Genomic DNA, 21,829 nt, shown 5'->3' with positions numbered 1-21,829 from the left:
TGAACCCGCGGCCCGCGTCCGAGGTGCTGATCCAATCCGGTCCACATAGCATCCCGGTGTACCTGTATGTCCGAATTTCGACCGATGTCTGCGAGCGAGGCTCGGGCATCCCGCCCCTGGGGAGTGCGTCAGCATGGTCAACCCGGCACTCGTGGACCCGGCCACCATCCGTGCGACCGCCGCCGAGGCCTGGGTCCGCGGCTATCCCGTCCTGCAGAACTACCGCACCCTCTATGCACAGGCTGTGGACGACGCCGACCCGAAGTACGCCGGCGGCTTCGGCGTCTTCCGGCACGAGCAGCGGCAGCCGTTCACCCAGGCCGAGGGCGACCTCGTCGCCCCGGACGTCCTCGCCCCGGACGACGACACGTCCTGCTCCTGGGCCTGGCTCGACCTGCGGGCCGAACCCTGGGTGGTCTCCGTCCCCGCCGAGGACCGCTACTACGTCCTCCCGGTGCACGAACTCGACACCGTGTACGCGGGGTTCATCGGTGCCCGGGCCACCGGTCAGGAGGCCGGCGACCACCTGGTGGCCGGTCCCGGCTGGCAGGGGGAGGTGCCGGCGGGCATCACGGGCGTCATCCGCACCGCGAGCGAGCTGGTCGGCATCGTCGGCCGCACCCACCTGGCCGACAGCTCGCCGGCGGCCGTCTCGGATCTGAAGGCGATCCAGCAGCAGTACCGGCTGCGCCCGCTGCACGAGTACGCCGGCACCCCCGCGCCGGAGCCGGCCCCGCACCCGGTCTGGCCGGTCTGGCGCGAGGAGGTGCTGGAGACCATCGAGTTCTTCTCCTTCCTCGACTTCCTGCTCGGCTTCTTCCCGGTGCTCCCCGCCGATGCCGACCTGCGGGGCCGCCTCACCGACCTCGGTGTCGACGGCCGCGGCGAGTTCGAGCCGGCCGCCCTGCCGATCCAGGTCCGCGCCGAGATCGAGCGCGGCATCGCCGACGGCCGCACCGAACTGGCGCGGGCCGCCGAGCGGACCGCCGAGTCGTCCGGTCTCTTCGGCACCCGCGAACAGATCGGCACCGCGTACCTGAAGCAGGCGGTCGGCGCGATGAAGGGGCTGTACGGGCTGCCCGCGGAGGAGGCCTGGTACGGCGGCTGGACGGTCGACAGCGAGGGCAACGGCCCGCCGAGCGCCAGCGACCGCGACTACGTGCTGCGGTTCGCCCCGGACCGGTTGCCGCCCGCGCGGTACTTCTGGTCGGTCACCATGTACGCGCTGCCGGAGCGCCGGCCGGTCGACAACACCCTCGACCGGTACGCGATCGGCGACCGCACCCCCGGGCTGGTCCACGACCCGGACGGCGGCCTCACCCTCTACCTCCAGCACAAGCGGCCCGCCGACGCCCAGCACTCGGCCAACTGGCTGCCCGCGCCGGACGGGCCGTTCGCACCGGTCCTGCGGCTCTACGGCCCGGACGCGCAGGTGCTGGACGGCCGCTGGACGCCACCCCCGCTCACGCCCCGCTGAGCCGCCACCCGCCGTCCCGGCCGCCCCGCACCGAGCCGCCTCACCGCACCGGGCCGCCTCACTGCACCGCCCCGCACCGGGCCGCCTCACCGCTCCGCACCGGCTCGCCACCCGCCGTCCCACCCCCACCAGGCCCCGAGAAGGACCCCCGATGACCCAGCCCGAGCTGGAGGCCCTGGCCGCCGACGCCTACGTCTACGGCTACCCCCTGGTCTCCGACCTCACCATGGTCGAGCGCTTCACCGGGGGCGGCATGGGCACCCTGCCGGCGGCTCCGTTCAACCGGCTGAGCCACGCCACCCGGCTGGCCGAGCCGGGCGACCCCTTCGTCTCCGTCAACAACGACACCGTCTACTCGATCGCCCAGCTCGACCTCTCCGAGGGCCCGCAGGTGTTGCACGTTCCGGACACCGCCGGGGCGTACTACGTGCTGCAGTTCGTCGACGCGTGGACCGACAACTTCGCCTACGTCGGCAGCCGGGCCACCGGCACCGGCGAGCAGACCTGGCTGATCGTCCCGCCGAACTGGCACGGCACCCCACCGGATCCCGCCCGCGTCATCGTCGCGCCCACCACGATCGCCAGCATCGTCGGCCGCTTCGCCTGCACCGGCCCGGACGACCTGCCCCGGGTCCAGGCCCTCCAGGAGGCGCTGACGCTGAGCCCGCTGGAGCCCGGCGGGCTGATCGCGGGGCTGCCCGAGCCGGACCCGGACGTCCCCGAGCGGCTGGCCTTCTTCGAACGGCTCAGGGTCTGGATGGCGGCCTTCCCGCCCGCCGGCCCGGACGTCGAGTACCAGCGGCGGTTCGCCCCGCTGGGCCTGCTCGACCCCGACCCCTCGCCCTACCGGGCCGCCGCGCCCGAGTGGACCGCCGCCCTGCTCAAGGGCGTGGCGGCGGGCCGGGAGCGGGTCGAGGACGCCACCCGGCCGCCCGAGGACCACCCGGCCGGCGAGTGGCGCTCGGGGCTGCACCTCTTCGACTTCAACACCGACTACCTGGGCCCCGGCACGATCGACGATCCCGAGTGGCGCATCCCCGACCGCCGGGCCGCCTACCTCAGCCGGGCCGCCGCCGCCCGCGCCGGGCTCTGGGGCAACCACGCGTATGAGGCGGTGTTCGCCATGACCTACGACGACGCCGACGGCCGCCCGCTCAGCGGCGCCCACGCGTACACGCTGCGCTTCGACGAGCCGCCGCCGGCCGAGGCCTTCTGGTCCCTCAGCATGTACGGCCTGCCGGACTACTACCTGGTCGCCAACCCGATCGAGCGCTACGCGATCGGGGACCGCACCCCCGGCCTGGTGTACGGCGACGACGGCTCGCTGACCCTCCTGCTCCAGCACGAGCCGCCCGCCGACCCGGCCGCGGCGGCGAACTGGCTGCCCACCCCGGAGGGCGGCTTCCGCCCGATCATCCGGCTCTACCAGCCGACCCAGGCCGTGCTGGACGGCACCTACCGGGTGCCGCCGATCCGCCGGATCTGACCCCGGTCCTCGGGCCCTCCACCCGTACGCCGGGCCGACCGCGTCCCACCGGTACGCCCCGGCGCTCCCGCGCCTCGGCCCGGCCTCAGCGTGACATCGCCGGCGCACCGGAGGCGCCCGCCGGGGCCGACGCCCGCGCCGACCTCGACGGGGACGCCGACGGCCCCGGGGCGGCCGGCGCCCCGGACGACCCCGGCGGGGCCGAGGAGGCGCTCGGACTCGGCGCCGGTGACGACGGCGCGGCCGTGGGCGACGCCGCCCCGCCCGTCGGCGCGGGCGAGCCGGTCGTGCCGGGTGAACCGGGCGAACCGGTGGGGCCGGGCGTGGGCGAGCCGGACGGCCCCGCCGTCGGTCCACCCCCGCTGGACCCACCCCCGCCGGGCCCGCCGCCGGTCGGCGACCCGCCGGTCGGGGTGGCCGACGGCGTCGCGCCCGGTGACGGCCGGCCCGACTCCGTCGGGCCCTCGGTCGGCTCGACCGGGGTCGGACCGCCGCGACGGTGCGGGCCGCCCTCCAGGGTGACCACCGCCTGCGAGGGCGGCAGCGCGATCCGGGCGGTCCACGGCGTGGTCGGCGCGAGGTCGTCGTCGACGCTGACGATGACGGTGATCCGCTGGCCCGGTGCGAGCGTCCCGGCGTCCCGGCTGAGGCGGAGCCAGGCGGCGTCCACCACCGCGCGCCAGCGGATCTCCGTGGTGCCGGAGTTGGTGAGGGTGAGCACGGTCCGGTTGCCGTACTCGCCGGCCTCGACGGTCAGCAGTCCGGCCGCGGCCGAGGTGTCCGGGCCCCGCCCGGCGCCGGTGCCCGCGCCTACGCCCGGGCCGCTCGCGGGGGCCGGCGCCGCGACCAGGGTGGGGCTGCCGAGCGGGGTCGCGCCGTGCGCGGGTACCGGGACGGCCGGCCCCAACAGCCCAGGAAGCAACGTTTCTGCAGTCGCCGGCCCGGCCCAGGCCAGCTCCAGCCCGGCCACCGCGGGCGCAACGCCCCCCGCGCCCGGTCCGTTCGGACCCGCGGGCCCGCCCTGCCCGGGCCCGCCGTCCGGCCGGGGGCCAGCCGGGCGGTGCCCGGCGGACCGCCCGTCGTCATCGACCCGGACCGTGGAGACCGCCGCGGCCGTACCCGGCCCGCCGCCGCCCCGGTGCCCGGCCCAGAGCGCGACCACCGGCGCGGCCAGGACCGCCGCCAGCACGCCCGTGGTCACCACCCGCCGCCGCACCGCGAGCCCACGGCCCGCGTCGGGCGCCCGGTGGCGCGGGAACCCGCTCTGGTCGAACCGCAGGCACGGCTCGACCACCGGGACCGGCCCGGCCGCGCGCCGCCCCGGCGGTGGCCCGGCCGCGTGCGGCAGGAAGTGCACGCTGCCGGTGCCCCCGCCCCCGGCCGTCCCGCCACCGCCCCCGGCCGTCGGCGGTGCGGTCGCGGCCGGGGCGGTCGGCGCGCCGAGCACCGGGAGCCCGGAGAGACCGGCGGTGCCCGCCGACACCTCGTCGGCCACCCGCTCGGCGGTGCCCCGACAGGTCGGGCAGTCGACCACGTGCTGCACCAGCTCGCGGCGCAGGGCCGGGCCGAGCACCCAGTCCCGCCAGCTCTCCGCGCCCGCCCCGCCGAGCCGGTCCAGCTCGGGGCAGCTGCCGACGCCGAGCACCAGCAGCGCCGCCCTGGTCCGGCCGACCTCGGCCTCCGCCGAGGCGAGCAGCGCCCGGACTGCGTCGAACGGGAGGCCCAGCACGGCGGCCACCTCGATCGGGGTCAGCCGGTGGCGCACCGACAGCTCCAGCGCCTCGCGCTGCTCGGGGCCGGTGCCGGCCGCCTCGGGCCACGCGAGCGAGGCCAGTTCGCGCCGCCGCCGGGCCGCCTCCGCCTCGGACACGCCGCCCCGGGCCGCGACCGTCGCACCGCCGACCGCGGCCACGCCGACCGGGCCCGCCCCGGTGCCGGCCGCTCCCGGGCCCGCTCCGCTGCCGGCGCCGTCCTCCAACCGGCGGAGGCAGCAGTAGCGCGCCAGCGAGTAGAGCCAGGCCCGCACCAGTCCGGGCTCGGCGAGCCGCGCCCCGTGCCGCACCGCCAGCTCACGGACCTCGCACAGGGCGGCGGCGGCCGCGTCCTGCTCGCACAGCACCGAGAGGCAGTACGTGAACAGCCCGTCCACCTGCCGGTCGTACGCCGCGAGCACGGGGTCGCGCGGCGCTTCAGCACTCGTTGTCACGCGTCCGACGGTAGAGAGCGGGGGCGCGGGATCCGGGCTGTTCCCTGCTGTTGTACTTCTTTCGGGTAACAACATCGCCTGTTCGTGCACCGGCGGACCTCCGCCGGCGGACCTGGCCCCCGCCACCCGGCCCCCGCCACCCGGCCCACCGCCGGCCCCACCGCCGGCCCCACCCCCGGACCCACGGCCGACCGCCACCGGACCCCGGGCCACCGCCGGACCCGCGTTGTCGTACCCAGGCGCTACGGTGACCGCATGGCTGCCCGTTCCAAGACCACCGCCAAGCCGCGCCCGGCGTACCGCTGCACCGAGTGCGGCAACCAGCTGCCCAAATGGGTCGGCCGCTGCCCCGAGTGCAATGCGTGGGGCACCGTCGAGGAGTACGGCGCGGTGCCGATCCGGACGACGGCCGCCGGGCCGGTCAGCGCGCCGGCCCGCCCGATCGCCCAGGTCGACGGCCAGGTGGCGACGGCCCGCTCCACCGGCGTGCCCGAGCTGGACCGGGTGCTCGGCGGCGGTCTGGTCCCCGGCGCCGTGGTGCTGCTGGCCGGCGAGCCGGGCGTCGGCAAGTCCACCCTGCTGCTGGACGTCGCGGCCAAGGCGGCCAGTGCGCAGCACCGCACGCTGTACGTCACCGGCGAGGAGTCGGCCGGGCAGGTCCGGCTGCGTGCGGACCGGATCAACGCGCTCTCCGAGCACCTCTACCTCGCCGCGGAGTCCGACCTCGGGGCCGTCCTCGGCCACATCGAGGCGGTCAACCCCGGCCTGCTGATCCTGGACTCGGTGCAGACCATCGCCTCCGCCGAGCTGGACGGCGCCCCCGGCGGCCCGGCCCAGGTCCGCGAGGTGGCGAACGCGCTGATCCGGGCGTCCAAGGACCGCGGCATGGCCACCCTGCTGGTCGGCCACGTCACCAAGGACGGCCAGATCGCCGGCCCGCGGCTGCTGGAGCACCTGGTGGACGTGGTGCTGAGCTTCGAGGGGGACCGGCACGCCCGGCTGCGGCTCATCCGCGGGGTCAAGAACCGGTACGGCGCCACCGACGAGGTGGGCTGCTTCGAGCTGCACGACGAGGGCATCGCCGGCCTGGCGGACCCGTCCGGCCTCTTCCTGACCAGGCGTGACAAGCCCGTGCCGGGCACCTGCCTGACCGTCACCCTGGAGGGCAAGCGCCCGCTGGTCGCCGAGGTGCAGGCACTGATGGTGGACTCGCAGATCCCGTCCCCGCGCCGGACCACCTCCGGCCTGGAGTCGCCCCGGATCGCGATGATCCTGGCCGTGGTCGAGCGGCACGGCGGGGTCAAGCTCGGCAAGCAGGACATCTACACCGCGACGGTCGGCGGGGTGAAGCTGAGTGAGCCCTCGGCCGACCTCGCGGTCGCCCTGGCCGTGGCCAGCTCCTCCTCCGACACCCCGCTGCCGAGCAACCTGGTGGCGATCGGCGAGGTCGGCCTGGCGGGCGAGGTCCGGCGGGTGACGGGTGTGCAGCGCCGGCTGGCCGAGGCGCACCGGTTGGGCTTCACCCACGCCCTGGTCCCGCCGGACCCGGGCAAGGTGCCGGCCGGCATGAAGGTGGTCGAGGTGGCGGACATCGGCGAGGCGCTGCGGGCCATCCCGGGCCGCCGCCGTCCCGCGAAGCCGCGGAGTGAGGCCGCGTCGGCGCCGCCCACCCCGCGCCGGGCCGCCGCCCCGGCCCCCGTCGCCGCCTACCCGGAGGAGCTGATGGAGGGGTGGGAGCCGCTCGACTCCGACGAACTGCGCTGACCCAAGCCCTGTCGATGCCGGTCGCAGTTAGACTTTCCCCTGTCTCATTGGTGATAAGGCAGTACTAAGCGACAGAGCAACAGACCGTAGGCCGGCGCACCGCGCGAGGCGCGCGGTACGGGGTCGACCGGAGGAGTCACGTGGCAGCCAGCGACCGGGCGGACAAGTCCTCCCGCGAGGAGGCCCTGCTGCGGGCCTCCCTCACCGCCATCGCCCCCGGCACGGGGCTGCGTGACGGCCTGGAACGGGTGCTGCGGGCCAACACCGGCGGTCTGATCGTGCTCGGGTTCGACAAGACGGTCGAGTCGATCTGCACCGGCGGTTTCGTCCTGGACGTGGAGTTCACCGCGACCAGGCTGCGCGAGCTGTGCAAGCTCGACGGCGCCGTCGTGCTGGACAAGGACATCACCAAGATCGTCCGGGCCGGGGTCCACCTGATGCCGGACTCGACCATCCCCACCGACGAGACCGGCACCCGCCACCGCACCGCGGAGCGGGTCAACCGGCAGACCGGTTTCCCGGTGGTCGCGGTCTCGCACTCGATGCGGCTGATCGCGATGTACGTCAACGGCACCCGCCGGGTGCTGGAGGACTCCACCACCGTCCTCTCCCGGGCCAACCAGGCGCTGGCCACCCTGGAGCGGTACAAGCTCCGCCTGGACGAGGTGGCCGGCACGCTCTCCGCGCTGGAGATCGAGGACCTGGTGACGGTCCGGGACGTCACCGCGGTGGCGCAGCGGCTGGAGATGGTCCGGCTGATCGCCACCGAGATCGCCGGCTACGTGCTGGAGCTCGGCATCGACGGCCGGCTGCTCTCGCTGCAGCTGGACGAGCTGATCGCGGGCGTGGAGCCGGAGCGCGAGCTGGTCGCCCGGGACTACTTCCCGGAGCGGGCCGCGAAGAAGGGCCGGACGGTCAACGAGGTGCTGGCCGACCTGGAGGCGCTGACCCACGCCGAGCTGCTGGACCTGCAGACCGTCGCCAAGGCGCTCGGCTACTCGGGCACGCCGGAGTCGCTGGACTCGGCGGTCTCGCCGCGCGGCTACCGGCTGCTGGCCAAGATCCCGCGGCTGCCCAACACGGTGATAGAGCGGTTGGTCGAGCACTTCGGCGGGCTGCAGAAGCTGCTGGCGGCCAGCATCGACGATCTGCAGACGGTCGAGGGCGTCGGCGAGACCCGGGCCCGCTCGGTCCGCGAGGGCCTCTCCCGCCTCGCCGAATCGTCCATCCTGGAGCGCTACGTCTGACAGCGGCGCCGCGAGCGCCCGGCGCCGCCGAGCAGTTGCCGGGACGGCCCCGGGGATCCACGGATCCCCGGGGCCGTCCGCGTTCCCGGGGCCACCGCGTCACCACGACCGGGGCCCCCGCACGCCGTGCCGCCGGCCCCGCGGAGAAAGCCGCACCACCGCTCCCGCGGAGAACGCCGACGCCCCGGCGCGGGGACCGGCCGGGGCGAACGGGACGACGATGTGCGGTACGGCAGGAGTTGAGGAGTGGTCAGCTCTCCAGCCGGATCGAGGAGCGCGCCGAGGCCTGGCCTCCGGAGAGGCCGGTGAGCTCGGCGACCACCAGGTAGTTCCCGGTGGGCGCGGGGGCCGGGTCGGCCGTGGCGCACTGCGGCTTGCTGCGGACGCGGTCCCAGGTGAAGGTCTCGGTCAGGCTGCCGTTCGCCGGGATCTGCACCCAGCTGCTGCCCCGGTCCTGCGGGCAGTCGCCGGAGGACCAGACGCGGTCGCCGTTGCTCGCCGTCACGGTGATGGCGGAGGCCGTGCGGCCGAGGTCCACCCGGCAGTTGGCGCCGGAGGCGTTGTGCACGGTCAGCGCCAGCTTCGGCTTGTCCTTGGGCTGGTAGGCGTTCTGGGCGCCGGCCAGCTCCAGCGTCACCTGGGAGGAGACGCAGACCGGCAGCGCCATGACCTCGGAGGTGTTCACCGGGGGCGTTCCGCCGGTGCCGCCGGCACCGCCGCCCGTGCCACCGCTCGCCCCGCCGGCACCACCGGTACCGCCGGCCGCTGCGCCGCCCGCCGCCGCACCGCCCGCCGCTGCGCCCCCTCCGGTTGCGCCACCGCCGGTGGTGCCGCCGGTGCTGAGGCTGACGTCGCCGCCGCCGGAGCCGGAGACCGCCCCGCCGCCTGTGCTGCCGCCGCCGCTCCCGCTGCTGCCGGGACGCGAGTTGTTCGCGGGGCCGCTGGGCGAGGCGCCGGGCGTGATCGCCTGGGCGGGGGTCTGGGACGGCGCGGCCTGCGCGGCCTTGCCCGCCGATCCGTCACCGCCGCCCTGATCGGACATCAGCCAGTAGACCAGGGCGATGACCGCGGCGACGGCGACGGCGACGACGAGGCGTCGGCGCCAGTAGATCGAGGCCGGCAGCGGTCCGACGGGTTGACGGAGAGAGGGCACGCCCAAACTCTACGAGACAGTGTGTGCCCCTTGACGCACCAACACCGCACAGTCGCCCCTTCCTTCACATGATCCGCCATTTGCGCCGTTCGGGCGAGGCCGATCGGGGGTTTTCGGGTGCGGTGCAGACCTCGCCACTCCGCTTCGGTCGGCCGGGTCGGCATGGGAGGATCGAAGGGCCATGGCTGCCACCACCGTCACCCCCGCCGTCCCCCGCCCCGCCGCCCGCCCGGCCACCGCCGCCGGCCCGGCCGGGGCGGACGCCGCCGCCGTCAAGCTCGCGCTGCCGCTGCCGGTGCTGCACTCGACCGTCCTCGGCTGGTACGAGGCCAACGCCCGCGACCTGCCCTGGCGGACCCCCGAGGCCACGCCCTGGGCGGTGATGGTGAGCGAGTTCATGCTCCAGCAGACCCCGGTCAAGCGGGTGCTGCCCGCCTGGGCGGCATGGCTGGAGCGCTGGCCGACCCCGGCCCACCTGGCCGCCGAGGCGCCCGGCGAGGCGGTCCGGATGTGGGGGCGGCTGGGCTACCCGCGGCGCGCCCTGCGGCTGCACGCGGCGGCGGTGGCGATCACCGAGGAGCACGGCGGCGAGGTTCCGGACGACCACGCGACGCTGCTCTCGCTGCCCGGAGTGGGCGAGTACACGGCCGCCGCCGTGGCGTCCTTCGCCTTCCGCCAGCGGCACGTGGTGCTGGACACCAACGTCCGCCGGGTCTTCGCCCGGGCGGTGACCGGCGTGGAGTACCCGGCGCAGGCCACCACGGCGGCCGAGCGCCGGACGGCGACCGCGCTGCTGCCCGCGGACACCGGGACGGCCGCGACATGGGCGGTCGCGGTGATGGAGCTGGGCGCACTGGTCTGCACGGCCCGCGGCCCGGAGTGCGGCGACTGCCCGCTGTTCACCGCCTGCGCCTGGCAGCGGGCCGGCTGCCCGCCCTACGAGGGTCCGGCGCGGCGCGGCCAGTCGTACGAGGGCACCGACCGGCAGGTCCGCGGGAAGCTGCTCGCGGTGCTGCGGGCCGAGCACGGCACGGTGGAGCAGGCCCGGCTGGACGCCGTCTGGCCGGACCCGGTGCAGCGGGCCCGGGCGCTGGACGGCCTGGTCGCCGACGGCCTGGTCGAACCGGTGGAGCAGGGCGTCTACCGGCTCCCGCAGTAGCCCCGCAGCCGGCGCCGGCCGGGCCGGCCACCCCCGCCCCGCCCGGTCCCCGAACCGCAGAGCACCACCCGCACCGCCCCGCACGGCCGTGCTCCGGCCCGGTGACCGAGGACCCCGGAAAACGCGGATCCCCCCTCCCGAGGCGGAAGGGGGGATCTCCGGGCCGGCGTCAGATCGCGACGGCCTCGGCGTTGGGCTCGGCGGCCTTGCCGCCGTCGCCGTCCTTCGGCGGGGCGCCGGAGCCCCGCAGCGGGACCTCGCGCATGAAGACCGAGGCGGCGACCGCGATCACGGCGACCGCGGCACCCCAGAGGAAGACGGTGTGAATGCCGTTGGACACCGCGTGGTGGTAGGCGTCCTGGACCGGGGCGGGCATCGCCTTGAGCGTTTCCAGGCTCACCTGGTTCGGGTCGGCCTTGCCGCCGCCCGCGGCCGCATCGCCGAGCCGCTCCTTCATGGTCTCGGTGACCCGGCTGTTGAACAGCGCACCGAACAGCGCGACCCCGAACGAGCCGCCGATGGTGCGGAACAGGGTGGCGGTGGAGCTGGCCACGCCCATGTCCTTCAGCTCGACGCTGTTCTGCGCGACCAGCATGGTGATCTGCATCAGGAAGCCCATGCCCGCACCGAGCACGACCATCCAGCAGGCGGAGGTGAAGCTGCTGGTCTCGGTGCCCATGGTGGAGAGCAGGACCATGCCGCCGGTCATCACGATCGTGCCGATGATCGGGTAGATCCGGTACTTGCCGGTCTTGGTCACCGCCTGGCCGACCACCAGCGAGATGACCAGCATGCCGAACATCATCGGCATCAGCAGCAGGCCGGAGCTGGTGGCCGAGGCGCCCTGGACGGTCTGCTGGTAGAGCGGCAGGAAGACGGTCGCACCGAACATCACGAAGCCGACGATGAAGCCGATCAGTGAGACCAGGGTGAAGTTCAGGTTCTTGAACAGGTCGAGCGGGAGCATCGGCTCCTGCACCCGCTGCTCGACGTAGCAGAAGGCGATCAAGGTGGCAGCTGCCAGCGCGGCCAGGCCCAGGATCTGCTTGGAGCCCCAGGCGTAGTCCTGCCCGCCCCAGGTGGTGATCAGGGTGAGCGCGGTGATGCCGGTGGTGAGCAGGAGCGCGCCGACGTAGTCGATCCGGGCCTTGTTGTGGACCTTCGGCAGCTTCAGGGTGACGACGACGACGGCGAGCGCGACCACCCCGAGCGGCAGGTTGATGTAGAAGGTCCAGCGCCAGCTCAGGTGGTCGGTGAGGAAGCCGCCGATCAGCGGGCCTCCGACGGTGGCGAGCGCCATCACCGCGGCGAACATGCCCTGGTACTTGCCGCGGTCGCGCGGCGGGACCAGCGCACCCATGATCGACATCACGCCGACCATCAGGCCGCCGGCGCCCAGGCCCTGCAGCGCACGGAAGCCGATCAGCTCGTTCATGTTCTGCGAGAGGCCGGAGAGGGCCGAGCCCGCCAGGAAGATCACGATCGACGTGAGGAAGGTGCCCTTGCGGCCGTAGAGGTCGCCGAGCTTGCCCCAGATCGGGGTGGAGGCGGCGGTGGCCAGGATGTAGGCGGTGACCACCCAGGACAGGTGCTCGGCGCCGCCGAGGTCGCGGACGATGGTCGGCATCGCGGTGCCGACGATCAGGTTGTCGAGCATGGCCAGCAGCATGGTGACGACCAGGCCGATCATGACCAGGCGGATCTCACGGGGGGAGCGTGCGGGCTCCTCCTCCTCGGCGGCCTTCTTCTCCGGTGCCGGGTCGGCGGCCTTCGTTTGTGACATGGGGTGGTGTCTCCCGGACTGGATCGGACGGTCGGGCTGGCCGCTTGCTCGGCCTACTTACTTGTCGCCCGGCTAGTTTTGTGGACCGTCGGCACGGTAGGTTGTCCACTAGCCGGTCGTCAAGCCAGTTTTCCCGACGGCCCCCCGGGCAGGGAGAATGTGGCCGGGGGGCGGGCATCGGGAGCCGGGCCCGGCTAATGCAGCACTCCGACCGACGCATGAGGCAGGCCATGGGTACGACGCACAACCCGCGCAGCGACACCCGGGCCCGCATCATCGCGGTCGCACTGGAGCTGTTCTCCGAGCAGGGCTACGAGCAGACCTCGCTGCGCGAGATCGCCGACCGGCTCGGTGTCACCAAGGCGGCGCTGTACTACCACTTCAAGACCAAGGACGACATCGTCCACGGCATCGTCGAGGGCATGGCCGCACCGATCGACGAGACCATCGCCTGGGGCCGGACGCAGCCCTGGTCGCCCGCACTGCGGGACGAGCTGATCCGGCGGTTCGCGGCCGGCATGTCCGAGCGGGCGCCGCTGCTGCGCTTCTTCCACGAGAACCAGCCCGCGCTGCGCGACTCGCCCGCCGGGCTGGAGTTCCGCGACCGCATGATCGCGATGGTCCGGCTGGTGCACGGCCCGGACGCCACCTTCGAGGATCGGCTGCGCGCCGCGATGTCGCTGTTCACCATCAACTCGGCGCTCTTCCTGCTCAAGCAGGACACCACCGAGTGCGAGGCCGAGGGGCACGCCGAGGGCGCCCCGGTGAAGGTGGCCACGCTGGAGGAGGCGATGGCGGCCGCCCAGCGGGTGGCGCTGGAGATCGGCGGTCTGATCGACCGCCCCGCCGCGGCCGTCTGAGGCGGCCGTCCGACACCGGCTCACCCGCCCGCCACCCGGCGGGCCCCGGCGCTGCCACCCGGCTCACCGGGCCGCCGCCGCGCACACCGAAGGGCGGCCGGATCGGTGACCCGGCCGCCCCGAGAGCATCGGACGGTTCCTCAGAACCCGGTGACGCCGTGCCCGGAGAGGTAGGCGATCGGGTTGATCACCGCGCCGTAGTGGTTGCTGGAGCGGATCTCGAAGTGCAGGTGGGGCCCGGTCGAGTTGCCGGTGCTCCCGGACCGGCCGATCTGCTCGGCCGCCGACACCTTCTCGCCCTTCGACACCGAGATCGACGACATGTGCGCGTACTGCGCGTACCGCCCGTCGGCGAGCCGGAGCACGACCTCCTTGCCGTAGGCGCCGTCCCAGCCGGCCGAGACCACGGTGGCGTTGCCGACGGCCAGCAGCGGGGTGCCGGGGGCGACCGCGAAGTCCACCCCGGTGTGGTAGCCGGCCGCGTACTCGGGGTTGGCCACGCCGTACGGGTTGCTGGTCGGCGCGCCCGGCACGGGCGCGGACCACTCGGGGGCGGGCGCCGGCGCGGGGGCGGGTGCCGGGGCCGGCGCGGGCTCCGGGGCGGGGGCGGGCGCCGGTTCGGCCGGCGGGGCCTGGTCCTGGGACGCCGCCGGGGCGGCGGGCGGCTCGGGGGCCTGCAGGTTGGCGGCGATCGCCACGTACTCCTGGGCCGACTCCTGGTCGTGCGCCAGCTTGTACGAGCTCGGGCCGGCCACCTGGACCACGCCCGCGGCGGGCGCCGCGCCCTGCGGGGCGGTGAACGCCGAGCTGCCGGGAGTCGTGGGTATGACCGTCTGCGCCGAGGCGCTGCCGGGGGCGGCGACCAGCAGGGCGCCGGACAGTATCACCGCGCTGGCGCCGACCGCGGTGGCGGTGCGGTGCCGGGTGGCCCGCAGCGGGCCCTCGGCCAGCGTGTTCCGCGGGGTGGTCAGCGCGCGCAGCGGGGCGGCGTGGGTGCGGACGGCCTGGCCGAGCCGGGGCTGCCAGGCCGCCGCCTGGGTCGCCGCGCGGGCGGCGAGGCGGCGGAGGGCCGGCCCCATGGGCGGGACGGAAGACATCGGAAGCTCAACCTCACGGACGTACGGGGACAGCACAACGAGCCCGTTCGGGCGTGCTGAGCGGGGGACCACTCAGGTGTAACCGTCACCGAGCGGAGTCCCAAAAGGTGTGACCTACTACGGCGTGTAGTCAGCGTCGCGCCGGAGATTCAAGCTGATGGAGTAACGATCATTCGATCGGATAGTCCGTTCGGGGCCGGGGGCGCCCAGGAGGCCCCTCGGCCGCTCCTACTACGGCCGCTCGTACCGCCCGGGGCCCCTGTGACCAGTGCCACCCGCCGCGGGGGTTTGCGGCCCGTCCAGGCCCCGCGGAGCCGCCCTCACGAGGCCCCGGGGCACGCCGCCGGCGCCGGCGGTGTCCGCACCGCTGACCGGAAGCCCCCGCTGCGGGACCATCGACGCATGTATCCCAACAGGAGCGAATCCACCGAGGACGGCCGGGGCCCGAGCCTCCAGGAGCGCCGCTACGCCGCGCTGCGCGGCTGCGAGCGGCTGCTCTCCGGCGCCCGGCCGCGGAGCATGCGCGAGCGGCTCGCCGACCTGGCCGAGGACGCCGGCGGCGTGTACGACCTGGACCGGCGGCCGGACATGTACGGCGACGGCGTGGTCCGCGCCCTGGAGCGGAGGGTCGCGGAACTGCTCGGCACCGAGGACGCGGCCTTCTTCCCGACCGGCACCATGGCCCAGCAGGTCGCGCTGCGGATCCACGCCGAGGCGGCCGGCCTGTGGACGGTCGCGACGCACCCGCTCGGCCACACCGAACAGCACGAGCGGCAGGCGCTCTCCGCACTGAGCGGTCTGCGCAGCGTCTGGCCCACGGTCGCGCCCCGCCTGCCGACCGTGGCCGAGCTGCGCGCCTTCGACGAGCCGTACGCGGCGATGATCGTGGAGCTGCCGCTGCGCGAGGCCGGGTTCGTGCTGCCGTCCTGGGACGACCTGCTGGCGGTGGCCGCGGTGGTCCGGGAGGAGCAGGGCGCCGCGCTGCACCTGGACGGGGCCCGGATCTGGGAGTCGGCGGTGCACTTCGGCCGCCCGCTGCCGGAGGTCGCCGCGCAGGCCGACTCGGTCTACGTCTCCTTCTACAAGACCCTGGGCGGGATCAGCGGCGCCGCGCTGGCCGGCGGCGAGGGCTTCGTCCGGACCGCCAAGGCCTGGCGGCACCGCTACGGCGGACAGCTCTTCCAGCAGTGGCCCGCGGCGCTCTCCGCACTGGCCGGCCTGGACCGAGAACTACCGCGCCTGGACGGGTATGTGACGCACGCCAAGGCGGTCGCGGCGGCGCTCGCCGAGGGGTTCGCGGCGGTCCCGGGCGCCCGGGTGCACCCGGCCCCGCCGCACACCCACCAGTTCCAGCTCTGGCTCCCGCACACCCCGGAGGAGCTGGACACGGCGGGGCTGCGGCTGGTGGAGGAGACCGGGGCGGCGCTCTTCGGCGGCTGGCGGGAACAGGGGCTGCCGGGGCTGTCGATGACCGAGGTGACGGTGGCGGCCGACGCGCTGGAGTGGACGGAGAAGGACGTCGCGGAGGCGGTCGCGGCCTTCGTCGCGCTTCTGCCGGACCGCAGGTAGGACCGGGCCCGGGCGGCCGGGCCCCGAGCGGCCCGGCCGCCCGGAAAGGCGTCCGGCCCGCCCCCGCAGGTGCGGGGACGGGCCGGACGGTGCATCAGAGGCGCCTGGTCAGAGGCTGATCGTCACTGCTCGGTTCGATCAGTTGTCGACCGGACGGACCCGGATCCAGGTCTCCAGGTAGTTCGAGGACTCGTTCTCGACCTCGATGCTGGTGCCCGTCTTCGGGACGATGACGCTGCTGTACGGGTTGTCCTTCGACCAGTACGACTTCAGGTCGGAGAACTCGTCGACGCCCTTGGCCTTCGGAACGACGGTCTCGACGCCGCCCTTGTGCAGCGACAGGCTGTCGACCCGGCGCGAGCCGAAGGTCGAGTCGTAGCCCTGGATGCGCGGGCGCATCAGGCTGCCGTCGGCCCACTTGATCGGGGTCGGGTGCGAGTCGATCGGGAGGATCAGACCCGAGCCCGGGTGGTTGGTGACGTTGTTGTCGCTCTGCGACTCGTCCCACAGCCAGATCAGCAGACCGGCCTGGTAGGGGTAGTGCTCCACCCAGTTCGGCTTGGTGGTGCCGAAGCCGAAGTTGTACGGGCCGACCTGGAGGGTCCGGTCGTACGAGACGTACTGGCGGTTCTCGGCGATGTAGTACTGGTTGTAGTCGTTCGAGAACTTGCCGGTGATCCGGGAGAAGCCGTTGGCGGCCCAGCCGTTGTCACCGTTCTCGGCGCCGTCGGTGAAGACGGTGGCGCCGTCGGCGGCGATGGCGATCTCGTCCAGGGCCAGGCCCTTGAGGTGCAGACCGCCGTCGGTGGTGTAGTGGAAGCGGACCTTGACGGCCTTGCCGGCGTAGGCGTCCAGCGGGAACGACAGGTCGCCCCACTTGCCACCCGAGTTGCCGGTCAGGGCGGCCTTGTCGGAGGCGTTCTTCGGGATGGCGACGCCGTTGAAGGTGCCGTCCAGGGCGGTCCAGTTGGCGCCGCCGTCGGTCGAGACCTCGGCGTAGCCGTAGTCGAAGTCCTGCTCGATGTCGTACCAGGCCTTGGCGGTGAGCGAGGCCTTGGTCTTGCCGGTCAGGTCGACGTCACGGGCCAGCGAGACGTTCAGGTCGTCGGCGCTGCCGCTCCACCACTCGTTGCCACCCGCGAACGGGGTGTTGATCTCGGTGGTGACGGTCTTCTTCGGCAGGTCGACGACCAGCGCCTGCGGCAGCTTGGTGTTGAACTCGACCGGGCCGATGTGGTGGGTCGACTCGGTGCCGGCCTTGGCCTTGTCGTACTTCAGCCAGCCGAGCTTGAGCTTGCTCCAGGCGTCGAGGTCGTTCGGCATGTCGCCGATCGAGTTCTTGCCCTCGCCGAGCCAGGAGCCGGAGGACATCAGCGACCAGAAGCCGACCGAGTTGTCGATCCCGCTGCCCGAGGTGTCGTAGAGGTCCGGCAGACCGAGGTCGTGGCCGTACTCGTGGGCGAAGACACCGAGGCCGCCGTTCTCCGGCTGCATGGTGTAGTCGCCGATCCAGATGCCGGTGCTGCCGACCGGGGTGCCACCGAGCAGGTTGCCGGCGGGGCCGGTCGAACCCTGCGAGGAGCCGTAGGCGTACGAGCGGTGGGCCCAGAGCGCGTCGGTGCCCTGCTTGCCACCGCCGGCCGACTGGTCCTCACCGGCGTGCACGATCTGGAAGTGGTCGATGTAACCGTCGGGCTCGTTGAAGTTGCCGTCGTGGTCGAAGTCGTACCGGTCCCACTGGTCGTACTGCGCGATGGTGGCCTTGATCTGAGCGTCCGTCTGGCCCTTGGCCTTCTGGTCGGCGACCCAGGCGGTGATGCCGTCGCGGATGAGGTCCTGCGCGTTGGAGCAGACGTGCTGGCCGCAGTAGTCCGAGCCGTAGCGGGCCTCGTTCCACGGCACCTTGACCCAGTCGGTGACCTGGCCGTCGACGGAGTAGCGGCCCGAGGACTGCTTCTCGTAGTACGTCTTCAGCGAGTCCTGGGTCTTGCTGAAGTACATGTCCTGGTAGTGCTGCTGGTTGTAGTCAGCCTGCCAGAGCGTCGAGTTGTTGGTGGCCGCGTCGGGCTTCTCGATCTGGTTGTGCGACGGACCGGGGGTGCCGCCGTACTTGACCTTGCCGTCCGGAGTCTTCGTGGTGGTGTCCACCTGGTCGCTGAAGTCGACCAGGATGGTGAAGATCTTGTCCGTGCGCTCGCGGGCCAGCTCGACGTACTTGTCCTTGCCCAGCTTGATGCTGGTGCTGCCGCCGTGCTCCTCGATCTTCGCGGTGCCCGCGAGCAGCTGCTCGGTGGCGGCCTTCTGCTCGGCCTCGACCTTGGCGGTCAGCGGGCCCGGAATGTTGTGTTCAGTGCTGACCTGAACAGCGTCGGCCGGGTCCTGCGGGGCCGGGGCGGAACCGGCCGCGACGGCCGTGCCCGGGAGCAGGCCCGCGCCGAGCGCGGCTATGACCGCCGTGGCCGAGACGGCCGCAGCGGCTTTCCTGGTCATCTTCAACGTTGTGACGTCCTCCCCAAACCGGCCGGCTCTTGGCCTCCCGGTAAACCAATGAAAGACAGGTGGAGGACATTTGATCCAAGCGTGGACGGAAAAGATAGACCTTGACCGTGACATGGCCACAGCGCTATGCTCCGCGACCCTCTATCAGATGATGAGTCGTCAACAACATTGTCATTAATGATGACAGTTGAGTCGATCGTGTTCGCACGAGCCCCTGAGGGGGCCTCCGACCTGCGGCTTCGTGGGCAGGATCACAGGTTTTGCGACGTCACGTAAAACGTTCTGAGCCCCCGGCGCGAACGCCGGGGGCTCAGAACGTTTGCTGTTGTCTGTTAAATGTTGCTACTTCGTCAGGTCCGGACCGGACGAGGCGACAGCAGCCGGAGTGTCCGCGACCGCGGACTTCTCCTCGCCGCGGAAGGTGAAGGTGGCCTCCTTGCCCTCACCCTCGACATCGACGACCACGATGTGGCCGGCCCGCAGCTCGCCGAAGAGGATCTTCTCGGAGAGGTGGTCCTCGATCTCGCGCTGGATGGTGCGGCGCAGCGGACGGGCACCCAGGATCGGGTCGTAGCCGCGCTTGGCCAGCAGCTTCTTGGCCTCGACGCTGAGCTCCAGGCCCATGTCCTTGTCCTTGAGCCGCTCGTCCACCTTGGCGATCATCAGGTCGACGATCTGGATGATGTCGTCCTCGGACAGCTGGTGGAAGACCACGATGTCGTCGACGCGGTTCAGGAACTCGGGGCGGAAGTGCTGCTTGAGCTCCTCGCCGACCTTCGCCTTCATCCGCTCGTACCCGGTCTGGGTGTCGCCCTGGGCCGCGAAGCCCAGGTTGAAGCCCTTGGAGATGTCCCGGGTGCCGAGGTTGGTCGTCATGATGATGACGGTGTTCTTGAAGTCGACCACGCGGCCCTGGGAGTCGGTCAGGCGACCGTCCTCCAGGATCTGCAGCAGCGAGTTGAAGATGTCCGGGTGGGCCTTCTCGACCTCGTCGAAGAGGACGACCGAGAACGGCTTGCGGCGGACCTTCTCGGTCAGCTGGCCGCCCTCCTCGTAGCCCACGTAGCCGGGGGGCGAACCGAAGAGCCGGGAGACGGTGTGCTTCTCGGAGAACTCGGACATGTCGAGCGCGATCAGCGCGTCCTCGTCGCCGAAGAGGAACTCGGCCAGCGTCTTGGACAGCTCGGTCTTACCGACACCGGACGGGCCGGCGAAGATGAACGAGCCGCCGGGGCGCTTCGGGTCCTTGAGGCCCGCACGGGTGCGCCGGATGGCCTGGGAGAGCGCCTTGATGGCGTCCTTCTGGCCGATGACGCGCTTGTGCAGCTCGTCCTCCATGCGCAGCAGGCGGGAGGTCTCCTCCTCGGTCAGCTTGAAGACCGGGATGCCGGTGGCGGTGGCCAGGACCTCGGCGATGAGCTCCTCGTTGACCTCCGCGACGACGTCCATGTCGCCGGCCTTCCACTCCTTCTCGCGCTTGGCCTTGGCCTGCAGGAGCTGCTTCTCGTCGTCGCGCAGGGACGCGGCCTTCTCGAAGTCCTGCGCGTCGATCGCGCTCTCCTTCTCGCGGCGCACGTCGGCGATCTTCTCGTCGAACTCGCGCAGGTCCGGCGGCGCGGTCATCCGGCGGATGCGCATCCGGGAGCCGGCCTCGTCGATCAGGTCGATCGCCTTGTCCGGGAGGAAGCGGTCGGAGATGTACCGGTCGGCCAGGGTGGCGGCGGCGACCAGGGCGGAGTCCGTGATGGAGACCCGGTGGTGGGCCTCGTAGCGGTCGCGCAGGCCCTTGAGGATCTCGATGGTGTGCGGCAGCGAGGGCTCCGCGACCTGGATCGGCTGGAAGCGGCGCTCCAGCGCGGCGTCCTTCTCCAGGTGCTTGCGGTACTCGTCCAGGGTGGTGGCACCGATGGTCTGCAGCTCGCCGCGGGCCAGCATCGGCTTCAGGATGCTGGCGGCGTCGATGGCGCCCTCGGCGGCGCCCGCGCCGACCAGGGTGTGCAGCTCGTCGATGAACAGGATGATGTCGCCGCGGGTGCGGATCTCCTTGAGCACCTTCTTCAGGCGCTCCTCGAAGTCACCGCGGTAGCGCGAGCCGGCCACCAGGGCGCCGAGGTCCAGCGTGTAGAGCTGCTTGTCCTTGAGCGTCTCCGGGACCTCGCCCTTGACGATCGCCTGGGCCAGGCCCTCGACCACGGCGGTCTTGCCGACGCCGGGCTCACCGATCAGCACGGGGTTGTTCTTGGTGCGGCGGGACAGCACCTGCATGACCCGCTCGATCTCCTTCTCGCGCCCGATCACCGGGTCGAGCTTCGCCTCGCGGGCGGCCTGCGTGAGGTTGCGGCCGAACTGGTCCAGGACCAGCGAGGTGGACGGGGTGCCCTCGGCGGGCCCGCCGGCCGTGGCCGACTCCTTGCCGCCACCGGTCTGGTAGCCGGAGAGCAGCTGGATGACCTGCTGGCGCACCCGGTTGAGGTCGGCGCCCAGCTTCACCAGGACCTGGGCGGCGACGCCCTCGCCCTCGCGGATCAGGCCGAGCAGGATGTGCTCGGTGCCGATGTAGTTGTGGCCGAGCTGCAGGGCCTCCCGGAGCGACAGCTCCAGGACCTTCTTCGCCCGGGGGGTGAAGGGAATGTGACCGGACGGGGCCTGCTGGCCCTGGCCGATGATCTCCTCGACCTGCTGGCGAACGGCCTCAAGAGAAATCCCGAGGCTCTCCAGGGCCTTAGCGGCGACACCCTCACCCTCGTGGATCAGACCCAGGAGGATGTGCTCGGTGCCGATGTAGTTGTGGTTGAGCATCCGGGCTTCTTCCTGAGCCAGGACGACAACCCGCCGCGCGCGGTCGGTGAACCTCTCGAACATCGTTTATCGCTCCTCAGAGCGGTCGGGCAGTTCGGGGTCGGTCCCCGCCCTGTCCTTCCGCATGCTAGTCCCGCTCAGCGGCGCGGCCCACGGATTCACTCCCCGGTACGGGAGCGAGATGCTGCGCGACCAGCCGACACCAATCCCAACCTGATGCTGGGAGACGGTGTTCCCACAGGTGGGCCGGATGCACCAGATACCGCTACGCCATCGGCGAACAACGCCGGCCTCGGCGGATCCGGGCGGCCTGCGGTCGGTCGCACGTACTGCCCCGGTCGGGGTGGTCCGACCCCGTCCACCTGCATTCATACCCGGTATCGGGGCGGTTCTCGCGCAGTTTCCGCGGTGGCGGTGTTCGCCTGGCGAGAAGTCGGCCGGCGGTGACGGCGGTTCAGCTGCGGCCGTTGCGGCCGTTGCGGTCGGTAGGCCGTACCGGTGGTGTCGGCGTTACCGCTCCGCCCCTACAGCGTTGCACAGCTCGTGATTGTTCCGCCGCCCGAGCCGCTGCCCCGGCCGCTGCCCCGTCCGACGGCCGAGCCGCTGCCCGGGCCGACGGCCGCAGCCGCGCCCGGCGGGGCACCCCCGCCCGGGCCGGCGGCCGCCCGGCCGTGTGCCGCGGGGCGCGGAGGAAGTTCCTCCGCGCCCCGTGCGTGTGGCCGGAAGGCCG

Annotated in this window: 13 protein-coding genes; 7 read left to right on the top strand and 6 right to left on the bottom strand. The window is 72.9% G+C overall.

Features of this window, described 5'->3' with window-relative positions; translation table 11 throughout:
• Window positions 1–133: 133 nt before the first annotated feature.
• Together ACIPSC_RS17930 and ACIPSC_RS17925 are read left to right on the top strand one after the other, a co-directional pair.
• Window positions 134–1,477, top strand: a complete 1,344-nt coding sequence (locus ACIPSC_RS17930) for a DUF1254 domain-containing protein (RefSeq protein WP_400826670.1) — start codon at window positions 134–136, stop codon at window positions 1,475–1,477.
• 151 nt (window positions 1,478–1,628) lie between these two features.
• Entirely contained in the window at window positions 1,629–2,963 is a 1,335-nt protein-coding gene (locus ACIPSC_RS17925) for a DUF1254 domain-containing protein (protein WP_400826668.1), read from the top strand.
• 85 nt (window positions 2,964–3,048) lie between these two features.
• On the opposite strand, the gene ACIPSC_RS17920 is transcribed toward ACIPSC_RS17925, so the two are convergent.
• Complete coding sequence (locus tag ACIPSC_RS17920; protein ID WP_400826666.1) at window positions 3,049–5,169, bottom strand: sigma-70 family RNA polymerase sigma factor; 2,121 nt, start codon at window positions 5,167–5,169, stop codon at window positions 3,049–3,051.
• A 255-nt stretch (window positions 5,170–5,424) separates the two neighbouring features.
• Between ACIPSC_RS17920 and radA the strand changes: the two genes are divergently transcribed.
• Both radA and disA read left to right on the top strand, forming a co-directional pair.
• Window positions 5,425–6,933, top strand: a complete 1,509-nt coding sequence (gene radA, locus ACIPSC_RS17915; protein ID WP_400826664.1) for a DNA repair protein RadA — start codon at window positions 5,425–5,427, stop codon at window positions 6,931–6,933.
• Window positions 6,934–7,121: 188 nt separating this feature from the next.
• Window positions 7,122–8,180: a DNA integrity scanning diadenylate cyclase DisA gene (gene disA, locus ACIPSC_RS17910; protein WP_313767872.1), complete on the top strand. Its 1,059-nt coding sequence runs from the start codon at window positions 7,122–7,124 to the stop codon at window positions 8,178–8,180.
• A 250-nt stretch (window positions 8,181–8,430) separates the two neighbouring features.
• Here the strand turns inward: disA and ACIPSC_RS17905 are convergent, their stop codons facing one another.
• Window positions 8,431–9,333 (bottom strand): hypothetical protein, encoded by a 903-nt coding sequence (locus ACIPSC_RS17905; RefSeq protein WP_400826662.1) that lies wholly within the window; start codon window positions 9,331–9,333, stop codon window positions 8,431–8,433.
• 181 nt (window positions 9,334–9,514) lie between these two features.
• On the opposite strand from ACIPSC_RS17905, the gene ACIPSC_RS17900 reads away from it, so the two are divergent.
• Entirely contained in the window at window positions 9,515–10,492 is a 978-nt protein-coding gene (locus ACIPSC_RS17900; RefSeq protein WP_400826661.1) for an A/G-specific adenine glycosylase, read from the top strand.
• 169 nt (window positions 10,493–10,661) lie between these two features.
• On the opposite strand, the gene ACIPSC_RS17895 is transcribed toward ACIPSC_RS17900, so the two are convergent.
• On the bottom strand, window positions 10,662–12,275 hold the full coding sequence (locus ACIPSC_RS17895; protein ID WP_400826660.1) for an MDR family MFS transporter: 1,614 nt from the start codon (window positions 12,273–12,275) through the stop codon (window positions 10,662–10,664).
• A 230-nt stretch (window positions 12,276–12,505) separates the two neighbouring features.
• Between ACIPSC_RS17895 and ACIPSC_RS17890 the strand changes: the two genes are divergently transcribed.
• The gene (locus tag ACIPSC_RS17890) at window positions 12,506–13,135 is read left to right on the top strand and encodes a TetR/AcrR family transcriptional regulator (protein ID WP_400826658.1); all 630 of its coding nucleotides are present in this window, start codon (window positions 12,506–12,508) and stop codon (window positions 13,133–13,135) included.
• 140 nt (window positions 13,136–13,275) lie between these two features.
• On the opposite strand, the gene ACIPSC_RS17885 is transcribed toward ACIPSC_RS17890, so the two are convergent.
• Window positions 13,276–14,214, bottom strand: coding sequence for a M23 family metallopeptidase (locus ACIPSC_RS17885; RefSeq protein WP_400826656.1), 939 nt, complete (start codon window positions 14,212–14,214; stop codon window positions 13,276–13,278).
• Window positions 14,215–14,634: 420 nt separating this feature from the next.
• On the opposite strand from ACIPSC_RS17885, the gene ACIPSC_RS17880 reads away from it, so the two are divergent.
• A complete protein-coding gene (locus tag ACIPSC_RS17880; RefSeq protein WP_400826655.1) occupies window positions 14,635–15,801 on the top strand; it encodes a threonine aldolase family protein in 1,167 nt (388 codons plus the stop codon).
• Window positions 15,802–15,939: 138 nt separating this feature from the next.
• Here ACIPSC_RS17880 and ACIPSC_RS17875 read toward each other — a convergent pair whose 3' ends face one another.
• Both ACIPSC_RS17875 and ACIPSC_RS17870 read right to left on the bottom strand, forming a co-directional pair.
• On the bottom strand, window positions 15,940–18,291 hold the full coding sequence (locus tag ACIPSC_RS17875) for an immune inhibitor A domain-containing protein (RefSeq protein ID WP_400826653.1): 2,352 nt from the start codon (window positions 18,289–18,291) through the stop codon (window positions 15,940–15,942).
• A 351-nt stretch (window positions 18,292–18,642) separates the two neighbouring features.
• Window positions 18,643–21,162, bottom strand: coding sequence for an ATP-dependent Clp protease ATP-binding subunit (locus tag ACIPSC_RS17870; RefSeq protein WP_238863651.1), 2,520 nt, complete (start codon window positions 21,160–21,162; stop codon window positions 18,643–18,645).
• Between the last annotated feature and the right edge of the window lie 667 nt (window positions 21,163–21,829).

Origin of the sequence: Kitasatospora sp. NPDC090091, from assembly GCF_044747365.1 — a bacterium.
GTDB lineage: Bacteria > Actinomycetota > Actinomycetes > Streptomycetales > Streptomycetaceae > Kitasatospora.
This window is presented reverse-complemented; position numbering and strand designations above follow the sequence as displayed.